Source organism: Ekhidna sp. (assembly GCF_965247405.1).
Taxonomy (GTDB): domain Bacteria; phylum Bacteroidota; class Bacteroidia; order Cytophagales; family Cyclobacteriaceae; genus Ekhidna.
Window position 1 is genome coordinate 1,491,043 of record NZ_OZ252014.1, and the last position, 17,961, is coordinate 1,509,003.

The 17,961-nt window shown below is 40.4% G+C and carries 19 protein-coding genes; 17 read left to right on the forward strand and 2 right to left on the reverse strand.

Annotated elements, in window-relative coordinates:
• Positions 1–12 precede the first annotated feature (12 nt).
• From ACP14Y_RS06675 to ACP14Y_RS06700, 6 genes are all read left to right on the forward strand, one after another.
• Positions 13–903, forward strand: a complete 891-nt coding sequence (locus tag ACP14Y_RS06675; protein WP_424962182.1) for a MerR family transcriptional regulator — start codon at positions 13–15, stop codon at positions 901–903.
• A gap of 302 nt (positions 904–1,205) precedes the next feature.
• Positions 1,206–1,712, forward strand: coding sequence for an RNA polymerase sigma factor (locus ACP14Y_RS06680; RefSeq protein ID WP_424962183.1), 507 nt, complete (start codon positions 1,206–1,208; stop codon positions 1,710–1,712).
• Positions 1,702–3,198 (forward strand): phytoene desaturase family protein, encoded by a 1,497-nt coding sequence (locus ACP14Y_RS06685; protein ID WP_424962184.1) that lies wholly within the window; start codon positions 1,702–1,704, stop codon positions 3,196–3,198. The genes ACP14Y_RS06680 and ACP14Y_RS06685 overlap by 11 nt, the downstream gene beginning before the upstream one ends.
• Positions 3,198–4,040: a phytoene/squalene synthase family protein gene (locus ACP14Y_RS06690; RefSeq protein ID WP_424962185.1), complete on the forward strand. Its 843-nt coding sequence runs from the start codon at positions 3,198–3,200 to the stop codon at positions 4,038–4,040. Before ACP14Y_RS06685 ends, ACP14Y_RS06690 begins: the two co-directional genes overlap by 1 nt.
• Before the next feature lie 47 nt (positions 4,041–4,087).
• The gene (locus ACP14Y_RS06695) at positions 4,088–4,537 is read left to right on the forward strand and encodes a beta-carotene hydroxylase (protein ID WP_424962186.1); all 450 of its coding nucleotides are present in this window, start codon (positions 4,088–4,090) and stop codon (positions 4,535–4,537) included.
• 95 nt (positions 4,538–4,632) lie between these two features.
• Entirely contained in the window at positions 4,633–5,124 is a 492-nt protein-coding gene (locus ACP14Y_RS06700) for an NUMOD4 domain-containing protein (protein ID WP_424962187.1), read from the forward strand.
• 139 nt (positions 5,125–5,263) lie between these two features.
• On the opposite strand, the gene rpmA is transcribed toward ACP14Y_RS06700, so the two are convergent.
• Together rpmA and rplU are read right to left on the reverse strand one after the other, a co-directional pair.
• The gene (gene rpmA / locus ACP14Y_RS06705; protein ID WP_424962188.1) at positions 5,264–5,524 is read right to left on the reverse strand and encodes a 50S ribosomal protein L27; all 261 of its coding nucleotides are present in this window, start codon (positions 5,522–5,524) and stop codon (positions 5,264–5,266) included.
• Positions 5,525–5,530: 6 nt separating this feature from the next.
• The gene (gene rplU, locus ACP14Y_RS06710) at positions 5,531–5,842 is read right to left on the reverse strand and encodes a 50S ribosomal protein L21 (RefSeq protein WP_349563742.1); all 312 of its coding nucleotides are present in this window, start codon (positions 5,840–5,842) and stop codon (positions 5,531–5,533) included.
• 420 nt (positions 5,843–6,262) lie between these two features.
• On the opposite strand from rplU, the gene ACP14Y_RS06715 reads away from it, so the two are divergent.
• The 11 genes from ACP14Y_RS06715 to ACP14Y_RS06765 all read left to right on the forward strand — a co-directional run bounded on the left by ACP14Y_RS06715 (position 6,263) and on the right by ACP14Y_RS06765 (position 17,928).
• Entirely contained in the window at positions 6,263–7,258 is a 996-nt protein-coding gene (locus ACP14Y_RS06715) for a ribonucleoside-diphosphate reductase small subunit (protein ID WP_424962189.1), read from the forward strand.
• Positions 7,259–7,289: 31 nt separating this feature from the next.
• Positions 7,290–9,686 (forward strand): ribonucleoside-diphosphate reductase subunit alpha, encoded by a 2,397-nt coding sequence (locus ACP14Y_RS06720; RefSeq protein WP_424962190.1) that lies wholly within the window; start codon positions 7,290–7,292, stop codon positions 9,684–9,686.
• Between the two features lie 540 nt (positions 9,687–10,226).
• A complete protein-coding gene (locus ACP14Y_RS06725) occupies positions 10,227–10,919 on the forward strand; it encodes a hypothetical protein (protein ID WP_424962191.1) in 693 nt (230 codons plus the stop codon).
• A 95-nt stretch (positions 10,920–11,014) separates the two neighbouring features.
• Positions 11,015–11,266, forward strand: a complete 252-nt coding sequence (gene rpsT, locus ACP14Y_RS06730) for a 30S ribosomal protein S20 (protein WP_424962192.1) — start codon at positions 11,015–11,017, stop codon at positions 11,264–11,266.
• 105 nt (positions 11,267–11,371) lie between these two features.
• Complete coding sequence (gene radC / locus ACP14Y_RS06735; RefSeq protein ID WP_424962193.1) at positions 11,372–12,064, forward strand: RadC family protein; 693 nt, start codon at positions 11,372–11,374, stop codon at positions 12,062–12,064.
• Between the two features lie 23 nt (positions 12,065–12,087).
• The gene (locus ACP14Y_RS06740) at positions 12,088–12,684 is read left to right on the forward strand and encodes a DUF1684 domain-containing protein (RefSeq protein ID WP_424962194.1); all 597 of its coding nucleotides are present in this window, start codon (positions 12,088–12,090) and stop codon (positions 12,682–12,684) included.
• 71 nt (positions 12,685–12,755) lie between these two features.
• On the forward strand, positions 12,756–15,167 hold the full coding sequence (gene pheT, locus ACP14Y_RS06745) for a phenylalanine--tRNA ligase subunit beta (protein ID WP_424962195.1): 2,412 nt from the start codon (positions 12,756–12,758) through the stop codon (positions 15,165–15,167).
• 1 nt (position 15,168) lies between these two features.
• A complete protein-coding gene (locus tag ACP14Y_RS06750; RefSeq protein WP_424962196.1) occupies positions 15,169–15,465 on the forward strand; it encodes a hypothetical protein in 297 nt (98 codons plus the stop codon).
• 15 nt (positions 15,466–15,480) lie between these two features.
• Entirely contained in the window at positions 15,481–15,765 is a 285-nt protein-coding gene (locus tag ACP14Y_RS06755; protein ID WP_089357509.1) for a cell division protein ZapA, read from the forward strand.
• 68 nt (positions 15,766–15,833) lie between these two features.
• Complete coding sequence (rny, locus tag ACP14Y_RS06760; protein ID WP_424962197.1) at positions 15,834–17,399, forward strand: ribonuclease Y; 1,566 nt, start codon at positions 15,834–15,836, stop codon at positions 17,397–17,399.
• Between the two features lie 25 nt (positions 17,400–17,424).
• Entirely contained in the window at positions 17,425–17,928 is a 504-nt protein-coding gene (locus ACP14Y_RS06765; protein WP_424962198.1) for a hypothetical protein, read from the forward strand.
• The last annotated feature ends 33 nt before the right edge of the window (positions 17,929–17,961 follow it).

Consider the following 17,961-nt stretch of genomic DNA (forward strand, 5'->3'; position numbering starts at 1 on the left):
GTTATCATGGGCATGAGCGTATATTCTATAAAAGACCTGGAACATTTATCAGGTATTAAAGCACATACCATTCGGATATGGGAGCAGCGGTATAATCTATTTTCACCGGAAAGAACAGCTACAAACATTCGCTATTACAATGACGAGGACGTTAAGCTTATCCTTAACATTGCTACGCTCAAGAATAATGGCATGAAAATCAGCAAGATTGTAGAAATGCCGGCAGATCTCATGCAGCGCGAGGTTCAAAAGGTTAGCCAGGACAATAAATCAGATGAGGATCAGATTGGTGCATTAACACTTGCAATGGTAGATCTGGACGAAACCAGGTTTAGTAATGTTTTGAATAGAAACATAGACCACCATGGATTTGAACGAGCTATGATGGAGGTGATCTATCCGTTCATGAGAAAAATTGGTATCCTCTGGCTGACAAATGCAATCAATCCTGCACAAGAACATTTTATTACTCACCTGGTGCGACAAAAGATCATTGCTGCCACAGATCAAACCAGCGTGAATGCCGATGGCCCTCTGTATTTTCTATTTTTACCCGAGGGAGAACTACATGAATTAGGGCTACTTTTTGCTAACTACATTCTTCGTTCCAGAGGTATTAGAACCATATTTTTTGGACAAACGGTACCATTGGATGCACTGGAAGAGGTTTACCATAAATTGCATCCGGAATGCATAATGACAGCTATGACTACAGCCCCTGACCCATCAGAAGTTCAGAAATATGTAGATAGACTAGGTAAAAAGTTTAAAGATTGTAAAATCTGCATCACAGGCGGAAGAATCATAGGACAGGATATTTCTATACCTGATAATGCATCCATTCTTAACCGATTCGAAGATCTTAGCAAAATCACTGAAGAAGTGGCTGTAAGCCAATCTTAAAATCACAATATCTAGCAAGCAAGCACATTATACCAATAAAGTGCTTACCCCCCTATGCCACAAAAAATCTTCTTACAAAGAAGAAAATGCAAGAAAAGAAAGCTTTTGTGCAAGAATGAAAATCCAAAGTGCTCCTTTTTTGGATTCTTGAACGAAGGACTATAATCCTTTTTAACGATTCTAAGAATCGTCCTTATTGGCACTCTAGAGCGGATATTTGATTTTTGTTTAACATTTTTATTTTTTTGTTAAACATTATTTATATACCTTCGTTTAACTATTCGAACTAAAAGTTAAACAAAATGACAGCTTTAGAATTCGGTTATAAAATTGAGAACCTAACCAGTTCACTCAAACCATACGCTTTGAAGTTGACCAAGGATGGAGAAGATGCCAATGATCTTCTACAAGAAACCGTATTCAAGGCTTATAATAATAGAGACAAGTTTCAAGATGGTACGAATCTAAAAGCTTGGATGTATACCATCATGAGAAATACTTTCATCACCAACTATCAACGAATGGTGAGAAGAAATACTTTCATTGATACTACTGAAAACAATCATTTCATAAATTCCTCCAGCACTGTTATTGAGAATGGAGCCAAAGCAAACTTTGTGATGAATGATATCAATTCAGCAATAGAAGCTTTAAAAGACATGTATAAGATACCATTTACAATGTATTTTAGAGGTTTCAAGTATCATGAAATTGCAGAGAAGCTTGATATTCCTATTGGAACTGTAAAAAATAGAATCCACATAGCAAGAAAAGAGCTCAAGAAAGGATTAAAAATATATGCCAACTAAAAATTTCCATAGTAGAGTTGTAGTGATAGGGGCCGGATTTTCCGGCCTTTCTTGTTCCTGCCATTTGGCAAAACTGGGGTACAAAGTGACTCTTCTTGAAAAAAACAACCAGCCGGGCGGGCGAGCCAGGAGCTATTCTGATCAGGGATTCACCTGGGACATGGGCCCTTCATGGTACTGGATGCCAGATGTATTTGAAAAATTCTTTAACACTTTCGATAAGCAGGTATCTGACTATTACCAGCTTGATCGACTTGATCCCTCCTATCGAATCAAGTTTAAAAATGACACCATTGATATCCCGGCAAGCATGTCTCAGCTCGAGGAGCTATTTGAAGAGATAGAGCCGGGCAGCAGCAAAAAGCTTCAGTCGTTTTTAAGTCAGGCAAAGTATAAATATGATGTTGGTGTAAAGAAATTGGTCTACAAACCCAGCAGATCCCTTCTCGAATTCATAGACATAAAATTGCTCCTTGGCCTATTAAAAATGGATGTGTTTACGTCCATTGCCAAACATGTCAGAAAGCACTTTAAAGATGAACGACTCATCCAGCTCATGGAATTTCCGATTCTCTTTCTTGGTGCCACTGCAGATAATACTCCTGCGCTATATAGCCTTATGAATTATGCTGATCTATCGCTTGGCACCTGGTATCCAAAAGGAGGTATGAAGTCGGTAGTAAATGGAATGGTGACCCTTGCAGAAGAGCTCGGAGTGGACATTAAGCTTGGCGAGGAAGTGAATGATTTTTCTTTTAGCGGTAATAAAGTTGTTTCGGTCAACACCTCCGACGATCAATATGAATGTGATATGGTGGTCGCAGGAGCTGATTACCATCACGTAGACCAAAAGCTTCTTCCCGAGTCTTTTCAGAACTACAGCAAAAAATATTGGGACTCGAGAGTGCTTGCGCCATCCTCGCTCCTATTCTATATCGGAGTAGATAAAAGGCTCCCTAACCTGGAACATCACACGCTATTTTTTGATGAAGACTTTAAACAACACGCAAGTGAGATTTATGATAATCCACGCTGGCCAAGTAAGCCTCTTTTATACGTTTCAGCCACATCAAAGACGGATGAAACCGTAGCGCCGAAGGGAAAAGAAAACCTTGTCGTATTGATCCCAGTTGCCCCGGATATCGAGGATACAGAGGAGATACGCGAGAAATATTTTGACGTAATCATGGATAAACTCGAAGCGTTTACTGGAGAGGATATTAGAAATCACATCTTAACCAAAAGGAGTTATGCACATAGGGAATTTTTGGAAGACTACCATTCATTCAAAGGCAATGCCTACGGCCTGGCGAACACACTTTTGCAAACAGCCATTCTAAAGCCATCTCTAAAGAATAAGAAACTAAAAAACCTTTATTACACTGGACAGTTAACCGTTCCTGGTCCAGGAGTACCTCCATCCCTGATCTCAGGAGAAGTAGTAGCAAAAGAAATCGCCAAAGATTTTCCTATTTTTAAAGACTAATGGAGCACCTATATTCACAAACAGCCTTTGATTGCAGTAAGCTGATCACCAAAACATACAGCACCTCATTTTCTTTGGGCATTCGTACATTAAACAAAAAATACCATGCCCCTATCTATGCGATTTATGGATTTGTAAGATATGCAGATGAAATAGTAGACACCTTTCATGATCATGACAAAGGTGAACTCCTCAGACGATTCAAAAAAGATACTTACCAGGCTATCGATGAAGGCATTAGTCTGAACCCCGTATTGCATAGTTTTCAGCAAGTAGTTAATGAATACAAAATTGACCGGGATCTCATTGAGGCTTTTTTAGTTAGCATGGAGATGGATTTGAGTAAGAAAGATTACGATGATCCTGAGTATAAAAAATACATCTATGGAAGCGCCGAAGTAGTTGGTCTCATGTGTCTCAAAGTATTCTGTGAGGGAGATCAAAAAAAATATGAAGAGTTATTGAGTCCGGCAAAGCACTTAGGATCAGCATTCCAAAAAGTCAATTTCCTAAGGGACATTAAGAGCGATTATGATGAGCGGGGACGAGTATACTTTCCCGGTGTTGATTTCAATCAATTTACTACGGAAGAAAAACAACAAATTGAATCAGATATCAGGGAGGAATTTACAAATGCGCTGGTGGGGATAAAAAAATTACCAAAGGGAGTGCGAGCTGGTGTTTACCTGGCATACATCTATTACACGGTGTTATTCAAAAAAATCACCCGCCTATCACCAGAGCGAATCAAGTCTGAAAGAATACGGGTTCCAAACTTCAAAAAAGTGATATTGCTGTTAAAGTGCTACTTTATGCACAAACTAAACTTCATTTCAGAATGAACAAGACTACCTTTGCAGGGGTTATAAAGGTGTAAATCAAAGAGTTAATGCAAGTAGTAATAAATATTTTGATCGTGGTTGGAACTTTCCTCTTTATGGAAGGAGTGGCATGGTTTACACATAAATATATCATGCATGGAATTTTATGGAGCTGGCACAGATCTCATCATAAGGTTCATAACCATGCACTGGAGATGAATGACCTGTTCGCATTAGTATTTAGTATTCCATCTATCCTCACTATCTATTTTGGTTATGCCAACTACGCTGAGTTTTGGTGGCTCCTATATGTTGGTATAGGAATCCTTTGTTATGGAGTTTTTTACTTCGTTTTTCATGACATTATTGTTCACAGAAGAATAAAGATTCCATTCAAAGCAAAAAGTAAATACATGAAGCGAATCATGCGTGCACACTATGTACACCATGAAAAACATACGAAAGAAGGAGCTGAGGCTTTCGGTTTTTTGTATGCCCCTAAGAAATACGAGAAATAACGCTTCAACATTATCATTTGATAAAGTGATTTTAATTACATTTGGTATTCATTAAAGAATCGGCTTGTTTTAACAAACCAAAAAAAGCGAGCTAAATGGCAGATCAAAAAAAAGAGGAGGTATGGGGAGCCATCGATGGTTTCTCCAATTATGAAATCTCCAACAGAGGAAAAATCAAGAGTAAAACAAGGAAAGTTTGGCACAAGGGAAGCAAGACACATATGAAGTTACGTGGAAAACTCATGCGTCAAAGGTGGAACAAAATATGTAAGTGCTACTTTCTGGATTTAATTGACGATGACGGCAAGCGAAGAACCGTGTATCCGCACAAAGAAACCGCTAAGGTATTTGTGAAAAAGAATGATACTGAAAAAACGATGATCATTCACAAGGATAATAATCCTAGAAATAACTACTTCGAAAACCTGGAATGGATGACTCCATCTGAGCACATGAAATGGCAATTTGAAGTGGGCAACAAAAACAACTACAAAGTGTGGAAGACCCGAAAGAAGAGATATAAGAATGGTTTCAAACCAGAAACTGTTCTTCCGGGAAGACCAAAGAAGAATAAAGCAAAAGCTTAAAAGGCCTAAAAAGAGTAAGGGGTTCCAAAATGGAACCCCTTTTTTAATACTCTAACTAACCTAACCTAAAATCGCTTAAACGCAATATCTTTTACCTCACCATAAAGTGAGTGAATTAAAATCTTATTAAATCTGGAATTTACTTAGTAGAGGGCTCTACGCTCACGTAGGATCTGTCTTTTTTCCCTTTGTGGAATTTTACCACACCATCAGCCAGTGCAAAAAGTGTATGATCTTTTCCAAGACCTACGTTTTGACCTGGGTGGTGCTTAGTACCTCTCTGGCGAACAAGGATGTTTCCAGCTACAGCTTGCTGTCCACCGAAGATTTTTACACCGAGTCGTTTACTTTCTGACTCTCTTCCGTTTTTCGAACTACCTACACCTTTCTTATGTGCCATGAGATTTTATCCTTTAATGTCTTCGATCAAAATTTTTGAAAACTGTTGACGGTGACCATTCTTCACTCGGTAACCTTTTCTTCTTTTCTTTTTGAACACGATCACTTTGTCGTCTTTCACATGCTCAAGAATCTTTGCAGAAACTTTGGCTCCTTTCACAGTAGGCGCTCCCACTTTTACTTTACCATCGTTATCTACAAGTAGTACCTTATCAAAGTCTACTTTCGCACCTTCCTTGCCTTCCATTAATGGAGCGTAAAGGAATTTGTCTTTCTCTGCTTTATACTGCTTCCCAGCAATGTCTACTATCGCGTACATTTTGTCTTCTTTTGAAAAAAGGATTGCAAAGATACTATTCTAATATGAATATCCAAACATGCAGTGTGGATAAAATGCTATAAAAATATTTTTAATTTTTTTTTCACTTTTTTTTACCCCCATTTCTGCGTGTTTTCCTCAAAGTAGCAATTACAAAATTGCCTTCTAAATCACTAAAATACAACTCGTTATAATATATTTTTAATATCCAAATCACACCTTCCGCACCCGTAATAACTGCTTGGAATTTCGCGTCGTTTTTAACACATTTGTAGACAAGCCGCGAGAAAAAATAAACCACTCTTAGGGCTGTATCCCGAGACTTAAAAAGTTTTTAAAAGGCACATCAAAAAAGATGCGCCCAAGGGGGATTTTATTGTTTTGTGAAATAGACTAAAACTGTTTGAAAAACAGAAAATTATGAGCGACACAGCAGCACATGTAGAAGAACCCATCCTCAAAGAGAACAAAGATCGTTTTGTTCTTTTCCCAATCCAGCACAATGACATCTGGGAGTTTTATAAGAAAGCAGAAGCCAGCTTCTGGACAGCAGAAGAAATAGACCTGAGCCAGGATCTCAAGGATTGGCAAAACACCATGACTGACGATGAAAAGCACTTCATCAAACATGTACTTGCATTCTTTGCTGCCAGTGATGGTATTGTAAATGAAAACCTTGCAGAAAACTTTGTCGCAGAAGTTCAGTATACAGAAGCGAAATTCTTTTATGGTTTTCAGATTGCCGTGGAGAACATCCACTCAGAGACTTACTCATTATTAATAGATACTTACGTAAAAGACCCTAAAGAAAAAGACTACCTCTTCCACGCCATTGAGACAATGGACTGTGTGAAGAAAAAAGCCGACTGGGCACTGAGATGGATCGATGAGGGATCATTTGCAGAACGTTTGGTTGCTTTTGCAGCAGTGGAAGGCATTTTCTTTTCAGGTAGTTTTTGCAGTATTTTCTGGTTAAAGAAAAGAGGCTTGATGCCTGGATTATCATTTTCCAATGAACTCATTTCAAGAGATGAAGGACTTCACTGTGACTTTGCCTGCCTGCTATATAACAACCACGTAAAAAACCAGCTTCCAAAAGAAACGGTACAGGAAATCATTAAGGATGCGGTAGAAATAGAAAAGGAATTTGTAACCGATGCACTTCCGGTAAAGCTAATTGGAATGAACTCAGATCTAATGTGTCAGTATATCGAGTTTGTTGCTGATCGTTTGTTGGATGAGCTCGGATGCGACAAAGTATATAACTCCACCAACCCATTTGATTTCATGGAGATGATCTCCCTTCAGGGAAAAACAAACTTCTTTGAAAAAAGAGTGGGCGAGTACCAAAAAGCCGGAGTTATGGACAATGGAGATAGTGGAAAAGATAAATTCTCCCTCGATGAAGACTTTTAAATTATTTGTAATCACCTTATCACGATAGCCTATGTTAGTTGTAAAAAGAGACGGAAGAAGAGAATCCGTAAAGTTTGACAAAATCACAGCTCGAATTGAGAAGCTGTGTTATGGTTTAAATGCAGACTATGTAAAGCCTGTTGAAATTGCCAAGAAGGTAATTGATGGATTGTATGATGGTGTGTCCACTGTCGAACTGGACAACCTTGCGGCTGAGACTGCTGCAACAATGACGACACGTCACCCGGACTTTGCTAAGCTGGCAGCAAGAATTTCAATCTCTAACCTGCACAAGGTGACCGAGACCTCATTCTCTAATACCATGAAGAGAATGTATGAGTACATCAATCCAAAAACGGAGGAAAATGCTGCGCTTCTTTCAAAAGAAGTTTACGGTATCATCCGTAAGAATGCCAAAAGGCTTGATGATGCGATCGATTACGATAGGGATTACAACTACGACTATTTTGGTTACAAAACATTAGAACGTTCATACCTAATGAAACTTGATGGCAAGATTGTGGAAAGACCACAGCACATGCTTATGAGAGTTTCTGTTGGTATCCATGGTGAGGACATTGAGTCTGCGATCAAAACCTACGACCTGATGTCAGAAAAATGGTTTACGCACGCAACTCCTACCCTTTTCAATGCAGGTACACCAAAACCTCAGCTATCGTCATGCTTCTTACTATCCATGCAGGATGACAGCATCGATGGTATCTATGATACCTTGAAGCAATGTGCGAAGATCTCGCAATCTGCAGGAGGTATCGGTCTAAGCATTCACAATGTGAGAGCAACTGGTGCATACATCAAAGGAACCAATGGTACTTCCAACGGAATCGTGCCTATGCTTCGAAACTTTGATATGACCGCTCGATACGTTGATCAGGGCGGAGGAAAGAGAAAAGGAAGCTTTGCAATCTACCTGGAGCCATGGCATGCTGATATCTTCGATTTCCTTGATCTAAGAAAGAACCATGGTAAAGAAGAGATGAGAGCCAGGGATTTGTTCTATGCCCTATGGATTCCGGATTTATTCATGGAGCGAGTAGAGAATAATGGTGATTGGACAATCATGTCTCCAGACGAGTGCCCTGGGTTGTTTGAAGCATACGGTGACGAGTTTAAAGCCCTGTATGAAAAGTATGAGCGTGAAGGAAAAGGAAGAAAGACCATCAAAGCTCAGGATCTTTGGTTTGAAATACTTGAAGCCCAGATCGAGACTGGTACTCCATATATGTTATATAAGGATGCAGCCAATAAAAAATCAAACCAGAAAAATCTAGGTACCATCCGATCCAGTAATCTATGTACTGAAATCATGGAGTACACTTCTAAGGACGAGGTAGCTGTATGTAACCTGGCCTCTATCGCACTTTCCAGATTTGTGATCGATGGGAAGTTCGATCATCAGAAGCTGTATGAAATAACCAAAGTGGTTACTCGAAACCTGAATAAGGTGATCGATGTGAACTACTACCCTGTTCCGGAAGCTAGAAATTCAAACATGAAGCACCGACCAATCGGTATTGGTGTTCAGGGGTTAGCTGATACGTTCCTGCTTCTTAAGATGGCGTTTGAATCTGAGGAAGCTAAAAAGCTAAACAAAGAGATTTTCGAGACCATCTACTATGCAGCTATGGAGACTTCCATGGAAATCGCCCAGGAAGAAGGTCCTTATGAGACATTTAAAGGTTCTCCTGTATCGAAAGGTGTATTCCAGTTTGATATGTGGGGTGTAACACCTGATTCCGGAAGATGGGATTGGACAGATCTTAAGCAAAAAGTGAAGAAGCACGGGGTGAGAAACTCATTGCTTCTGGCACCTATGCCTACAGCATCTACTTCTCAAATCCTTGGAAATAACGAATGCTTCGAGCCTTATACTTCGAACCTATACTTGAGAAGAGTACTTTCAGGTGAATTCATCGTTGCAAACAAGCACCTTATGAAGGAGCTAATTGATCTTGGCCTTTGGGATGAGCGAATGATGAACCGAATCAAAGCAGAGAACGGATCGATTCAGAATATTCCTGAAATTCCGGAGGACATCAAAGAAAGGTATAAGACTGTTTGGGAGATCTCTCAAAAAGCAATCATCGATATGTCTGCTGACAGAGGTGCATACATCTGTCAGAGCCAGAGCCTGAACATCCACTTACAGGATGCGAACTTCGGCAAGATGACCTCCATGCACTTCTACGCCTGGAAGAAAGGATTGAAGACAGGTATGTATTACTTGAGAACGAAAGCGGCAACTGACGCAATCAAGTTTACCGTATCGAAAGAAAAGCAAGAGCAGCCAAAGGAAGTAGTAGCCGCTCAGCAAGCGGACGCTCAGACGCAAGCACAGATTGATCAGCAGGCAGCAATGCAATGCTCACTAGACAATCCGGACGATTGCGAGATGTGCGGCTCTTAAGGTTTAATAACTAAGCCCTCAAAGGAGGGCTTTTTTATATATTTTTTGAAATGTTGGCGATGAGGAAAAAACTATGGTGAACCCCCAATAACCATTACATCTCTTGGTTGAGATGGGGTAAACATAGTAACCTATATCAAATACTATTAAATCTTACGCGTATGCTTAAGAAGTATATAAACCATCGCCCCGGCTATAAGCTGGTGTTTCGACGTTTCATTCGCGATAAGAATGGAAAACGGGTTTACCCAAAGAAAGCAAAATGTTTTGCTTTCTGGGTTCCCGAGTAATTGTTAGTTAAAAAAGGCAGCTTTGGGGAGCTGCTTTTTTCTTTATGCAAGATGAATAATTAGATATCTAAAATCAAGATATATTTGATTTTAATTTTAAAAATTCGACAAGTATTTTATAAACAAGTGTAATTCTAGATTTAGATAACCCTGGCGGAAACGTCAGGGTTTTTTATTTGACATCACTTCAAAATGTCCTATTAAATCTATTTATATTTATGTAAATTGAGCCGTCACTAAAATCACAGTTATGAAAAAGCTATTTACACTCTTGTTAATCGGTTGCACATTCTCACCCTTCGCTCAATGTGATGATTCATTCTTCCCTTTCACTGAAGGCGTAAGTTTTGAACAAACTGCCTATGATAAAAAGGGGAAACAGCAAGGAAAAAGCATGAGTAAAGTTATTTCAGTGGATGGATCAAGTGCAGTTGTTAAAAATGTGTACTTCGATAAGAAAGGGGAGGAAATGGCAGATGGTGAATACACAATTATTTGTGAGGGGAATACCATTAAGATGGACTTCAACAATTTTATCCCAGAAGGCATGCTAGACCAATACGGAGATGCTGAAGTTAGCGTAGAGGGAGACTTTATTACAATTCCGGATAATCTTCAGGCAGGTCAGGCACTTCCGGATGGAACAGGAACCATTACCATTAAGATGACGAGCTCAGCAGCCATGAACATCACCATGGATATGACCATCACCGATAGAAAGGTAGAAAAGAAGGAAACACTGGATACCCCTGCCGGTTCGTTTGAGAGCTTCAAAATAACCCAAACCACCATTATGAAAATGAACATGATGGGAATGAACAAAACCACTGAGACATCAGCAGCTTCATGGTATACAAAGGGTGTTGGAATGGTTCGTAATGAGAATTATGACAAAAAAGGAAACCTAATGGGCTATACCCTGTTAACCTCATTTAATAAATAATCTGATACTGGATTTCTCTTTGAGAAAAGCTTTTACATTTCAAAAGAAAAATCCTATCTTTGCCGTCCTAAATTTTTGGAACACAGAATAGCGTTATGGCAAACCATAAATCAGCACTTAAGAGAATCAGAAGCAACGAAGCGAAAAGACTGAGAAATAAGTATCAGCATAAAACGACGCGTACGTTCATTAAAAGACTAAGAGAGACAACTGATAAGAAAGCAGGTGAAGAGCTTCTAACTCAGGTTGTTTCTATGGTGGATAAATTGGCTAAGAAAAATATCATCCACAAAAACAAAGCTGGCCACCTTAAGTCACAATTGACTAAGCACGTAGCTGGACTCTAAGCTTTAGTAAAAAGACTTTTTTTTACCCTGTGTGAGCAATTACGCAGGGTTTTTTGTTTCCATACCAAAGGGCGTTTGCAATGAAGGTATTATTTTAGACTCAGTATGGAATACAACCGTTTGACGATAAAGAGCTGGGCAGAAGAAGATCGCCCGAGGGAAAAGCTCCTTTTAAAAGGAAAGGCTTCACTTTCAGAGGCTGAACTCATCGCTATACTCATTGGGTCAGGTAATACCGAACAAACGGCTGTGGAGCTCTCACAGCACATACTCAGACAGTGTGAAAATAACCTGGCCAACCTAGCTAGACTATCTGTGAAGGATTTACAAAAATTCAAAGGAATTGGTGAGGCTAAAGCGATCTCCATTGTAGCAGGTCTTGAACTAGGTAGAAGACGAAAGGAATCTGAACCTTCGAAAAGAGTAAGAATAACATCATCAGACGATGCATTTCAGTTACTCCATGGTGATTTGATGGATTTGAATCACGAGGAGTTCTGGCTGCTCCTACTGAAAAGAAACAATGAAGTCATCAAAAAAGAAATGCTTAGCCGGGGTGGTGTTTCAGGAACTGTTGTGGATGCAAAGATCATTTTCAAAAGAGCACTTGAGGAAACTGCCAGCGGACTCATCCTTGCTCACAATCATCCTAGTGGTAACATCAAGCCCAGCCAGGAAGATATCAATCTGACAAAGCGCCTAAAAGAAGCCGGGAGGTCGCTCGATATCTCGGTTCTTGACCACCTGATCATAACGGATCATTCATTTTTCAGCTTTGCTGATGAGGGGCTTTTGTAAGGAGCTTAGCTAAATTTGTGAGTATGAAAAAAGCCTGGCTAATTCTCATCCCAATTGCATTAGTTGTCTTCTTTATGACCCGCTCTGGAGGGAACGAGGAAAGCTACATTCTTGAGATCACGCAATTTTGGGAGGATAGACATGACTTCTTTAAAACGTCAGAGGCAAGCCCTTTTGTCCAAAAAGATGTTGAGTATAGATTGGTTGAGTATTTCTCACCAAATCCGGAATACAAGGTAAATGGTACATTGAATAGATATTCTAAGCGAGAAACGCTTAAACTGGGCAACAGTGATGGCACTACAAGCACTTATATCAAATTCGCAGATGTGAATTTCAAAATCAAGGGTCAGTCCTGCTCACTACTTATTTTAAAAGCACTGGGATTCGGAAACCAATACTTACTAGCATTCGGTGACGGTACGAGTGGAGACACTACCTACGGGGGCGGCCGTTACCTCGATGTAGTAATAGGAAAATCAGATCAGGTTACACTGGATTTTAACAAAGCCTATAATCCTTATTGTGCCTACTTTGATGACTTCACCTGTCCACTCCCACCTCGCGAAAACCTTTTGGATGTGGCAATTGAAGCCGGGGAAAAGAATTATCCGTATTAGGCGCTCAAACTCAACCCACAGCTTAGCAGATTCCTTATTTTTGCTCACTTAATTCAGAGACAAGAGCAAGAATGAAGATTTCATACAATTGGCTGAAAGAATACATCAACTTTAAAGAAACGCCGGAACAACTCGGAGACATCCTAACCCAGACGGGACTGGAGGTTGAAGGCATTGAAAAGGTAGAGAAAATTCCAGGTGGATTGAATGGGATTGTTGTGGGTGAAGTCATTTCTTGTGAGAAACACCCAAATGCAGACAAGCTGAAAGTAACCAAAGTAGATATCGGTGCTGGTGAACCATCAGATATCGTCTGTGGTGCTCCAAATGTAGCAGTCGGACAAAAAGTGCTGGTAGCCACAGTAAACTCAACCATTCACCCTGCCAAAGGAGAGCCATTCAAAATCAAGAAAGCGAAGATCAGAGGAGAAGTTTCTGAAGGGATGATCTGCGCTGAGGATGAACTAGGTCTGGGCAACAACCATGATGGTATTATGGTGCTGGACACAAATAAACCCAATGGCACACCTGCAATCGAGCTCTTTGAAACCGGTGAGGATCACGTGTTTGAAATCGGGCTAACTCCAAACCGAGGAGATGCCACTTCTCATATGGGTGCCGCAAGGGATCTAAAAGCATACTTTAGAAAGGAATTAAACTTACCTGAAACCAAGGAACTCAAAATAGAAGTAGACCAACCCATTGAGGTAGTGGTTGAAAACACCGAAGCATGCCCTCGATATTCCGGAATCACCATTCGTGGAGTAGAAGTAAAAGCTTCACCAGACTGGCTACAGTGGAAGCTTCGATCAATTGGCTTAGAACCGATCAATAACATTGTAGACATTACCAATTACGTGTGCCATGCGATTGGCCAGCCCATGCATGCATTCGATGCGGATAAGATTGATGGAAACAAGGTTCTGGTGAAAACGCTCCCTTCTAAGACCAAATTCACTACGCTTGACGAAAAGGAAAGAGAGTTACACGAAAAGGATCTGATGATCTGTAATGGAAATAGCGAAGGCATGTGCATAGCAGGTGTATTTGGAGGTATCCGGTCGGGTGTCACCGAAGCAACTAAAAATATTTTTCTTGAAAGTGCATATTTCTCTGCGGATTGGGTGAGAGCCACTGCACAACGTCATACACTTTCCACAGACGCATCATTTAGATACGAGCGAGGTACTGATCCTGAAATGACAGTAGAGGCACTAAAGCTTGCCTCAAAGTTAATTCTGGAATTGACTGGGGGAAAGGTTTCATCCGAAGTAGTTGACATCTACCCAGAGCCAATCAAGAAAAAGGAGATTGAAATCACTTTTCAGAATTTCCACTGGATAATAGGTAAATCGTTGGATCATAAACTAATCCTTGACATTCTAAACTGGTTGGATATCAAGACAGAAACCGTGACTGAAAAAGGATTTAAAGCTATCGTCCCTGCTTATCGAAGCGATGTGACACGCCCTGCCGATTTGGTAGAAGAAGTGCTTCGAATCTATGGATTCAATGAAGTAGAACTGGACGAAGACTTCTCAGCTGACTACCTGGCTGAGTTCAATGAATTTGAACCATACCGCGTGCAGGAAGACCTTTCCAGGTTTTTAGCTGGAAATGGGTACTCTGAAATCCTTACAAACTCACTGACCAACCCTAAATATCATGAGAAATTTCCTTTGGGCGGTGAGCCGGTTGAAATGCTGAACCCTTCCAGCGAAGAATTAACAATCATGAAAACATCTCCGGTATATACTGCTCTGGAGTCTGTTGCTTACAACATCAACCGCAGAAATCCTAACCTTAAGTTCTTTGAATTTGGACGATCCTATAAAAAGGAAAATGAAGAATACAAGGAAACCGAATGGCTGTCTTTTTATCTGACGGGGAACACCATGGAAGAAAACTGGCTGGATGAACCAAGGATGAATTCTTTCTATGATCTAAGCACCACGGTGATGGGTATGCTAAAATATGCCGGCATCCGAAAAACGGAGATCGTTCCTTCAGAAAAAGGAACACTGTATGATTACGGTGTGGTAATTAAGAGAGAGGGTAAAATGCTCGGTTTGCTTGGTAAACTGAAAAAAGAACTGGTTTCCATTAATGGAATCAAGCAGGATGTGTTTCATGCACAGCTTGACTGGGAAGCAGTGCTTGACGTTTATAAATCAGACATTGCGTACGAGCCGATCCCGAAATTTCCTGAGGTAAAAAGAGACCTTTCATTGGTGCTGGACAAAAGTGTATCTTACGCTGACATCCAACAACTTGCCTTCAGACAGGAGAAGAAATTATTGAACAGAATGAACCTTTTTAGCGTGTACGAGGGGGATAAGATCGAAAAAGGAAAAAAAGCTTACGCAATTAGTTTTTTTCTTCAAGATAAATTCAAAACTTTAACAGATAAACAGATAGATAAGAGTATGAATGCGCTGATGAGTCTTTACGAAAAAGAGCTCGGTGCAGTCATTAGAAAATAAGATGCCAAGCGAGAAATTATATCGTGAGTTTCAGAATCTGGAACGAAAAATTCAACTGGTGCTTAATGAAAATAAGCGCTTGAAAGATGAATTGAATTACACCAGAGAAGAGAATGGCACCCTGAAAGAGAAGATAGATAGCCAGCAGGCAAGCTTGAATTCATTTCAGGATCAGATGAAAATAAATAAACTAGTAAATAACAAGGTAGTCAGTGATGGGGATTCGGCACAGCTGAAGGAGACGATAGATGGCTACATCAAGGAGATAGATAAATGTATTGCCCATTTGGCAGAATAATTAAATGAAATCCGAGTGGCAGAACTATCCATAAAAATCAGAATTGGGAACAGGGAGTATCCCATGAGAGTGAAAGCGGAGGATGAAGAACGGATTAGAAGAGCAGGGAAATTGTTAAACGAGAAAATAAAAAATTACCAAAACCAGTTCGGTATCGATGATACTCAAGATTTGGTAGCAATGGTAGCTTTTGATTGTCTGGTAGAGAAACTAAAACGAGAAGAATCCTCGGAAGCCTCCGATGATTTCGCACTCGGCGAAATTTCAAAATTGAACCAGCTCATAACCAACTCGATCTGATTATATCGCCCTTGATTTAGACACACCTGATGACTGTCCTGTTATTTGAATCACTCAAATACACACAGATGGACACCACAATATTAATTGTAATCGCTAGCATAGCAGGAGCTGTAGTGGGCTTGCTTATCGGGCGGGCGCTACAAGGCAAAAGTGCCGGTAAAAAAGTTAAGGAGGCTGAAGAGCAAAGTAAGCTAATCCTGAAAGAGGCAAAGGTTACGGCAGAAAGCATCAAGAAAGATAAAATTCACGAAGGCAAAGAAGAACTGTTCAAGCTAAGAAGTGATTTTGAGGAAGAGGCTGCTCGTAAGAAAAACATCATCATTTCCAACGAACAAAAGCTCAAACAGAAAGAGTCTAATCTGAATAAGCAGTTTGAACAGGCAAAGCGAAAGGAAGATGAGTTAAACAGCCTAAAGGAAACCCTCTCCAATCAGATGGAAATCGCACGTCAGCGAAAAGAGGAATTTGAAAAAATGCAAAAACAGCAAGTGGCTATTCTGGAAAAAGCCGCCAACCTTCCTGCGGATGAAGCCAAAGCACAATTGATGGAGGCACTAAAAGATGAAGCCCGAACAAGCGCATCCGCTCACATCAAAGAAATTGTAGAGGAGGCTAAAATGACTGCCACCAAAGAGGCTAAAAAAGTTGTGATTGAGGCAATTCAGCGAACTGCCACAGAGCATGCCATTGAAAACACGGTCTCGGTTTTCAATATCGAAAGCGATGATATCAAAGGAAAAATCATCGGTCGTGAGGGAAGAAATATTCGAGCACTTGAAGCGGCAACCGGCGTAGAAATCATTGTGGATGATACCCCAGAGGCAATCATTATTTCCGGATTCGATCCTGTACGGAGGGAGATAGCAAGACTTTCTCTTCATCGCCTGGTTCAGGATGGAAGGATTCACCCGGCCAGAATTGAAGAAATTGTAAATAAAACCTCCAAGAATATTGGCGATGAAATCGTGGAGATTGGAGAGCGCACAGTTATTGATCTGGGCATTCATGGATTGCATCCTGAGTTGATTAAAATGGTGGGACGCATGCGATTCAGATCATCCTACGGTCAGAACCTGCTTCAGCATTCCAGAGAGGTTGCCAACCTTTGTGCTACGTTAGCTTCTGAGCTTGGGCTAAATCCGAAACTTGCAAAACGAGCAGGACTACTCCATGATATCGGAAAGGTTTGGCCAGATGAACCTGAGAAGCCTCATGCCATTATTGGAATGGAACTGGCCCAGAAGTTTAAAGAAAATGCAGAAGTATGCAACGCCATTGGAGCTCACCACGATGAGATTGAAATGACTTCCATGATTTCTCCAATTGTTCAAGCTTGTGATGCAATCTCAGGCTCCAGACCAGGAGCTCGACGGGAGATTATGGAGCAATACCTGAAACGACTGAAAGATCTTGAGGGGATTGCCCTGAATTTCGATGGTGTGAATAAATGCTATGCCATTCAGGCAGGTCGTGAACTCAGAGTGCTTGTGGATGCTGAAAATGTGGACGATAAGCAGGCGAGTGATCTTTCTTTCAATATTTCTCAGAAAATAGAGAAAGACATGCAATACCCCGGACAAATAAAAGTAACGGTGATAAGAGAAACACGCGCAGTGGCTTTTGCTAAGTAAGAATTAACTTTAAGAAAAAAGCATAATGAAACAGCTATTATTATCTATTTCAATACTCTCTATCCTAATCATCACTTCATGTGGCAGTGATGATGGTGTAACAGTAAATAATCAAATTACCATCGGTGATCAAACATTCGATATTGCCAATGGCGGCTTTATTGACTTTGGCGAAACAGAAGGAATTACAGAAGGAGCATTTGCTCTATCCGATGCAAGTGTTTCTATTTCTGGGAGTTCATTCTCAATTTCCACTAGCTCAGATGTTAGAATTATTTTTAGTCTGGCTTCTTTGGGAAGCGGAGGTTTATCTTCTGGTGATTATAGTGAAGGTGATGTATTAAGTCCGGATGCCGGAAAAGTCTTCTTCATTCAGCTAATTGAAGCCGGAGAAAACACATATACTGTATCTGGAGGAACGATCAAGCTGAGTGGATCTAGCCCCAACTTCACTGTCAGCTTCAACCTTAGTCTGGATGGAGGTGAGAAGCTGACCGGAGGTTTTAAAGGGGAATTTGCTACAAACTAATTTTTTTGAATACTTTTGGCACCATGTTTAAAA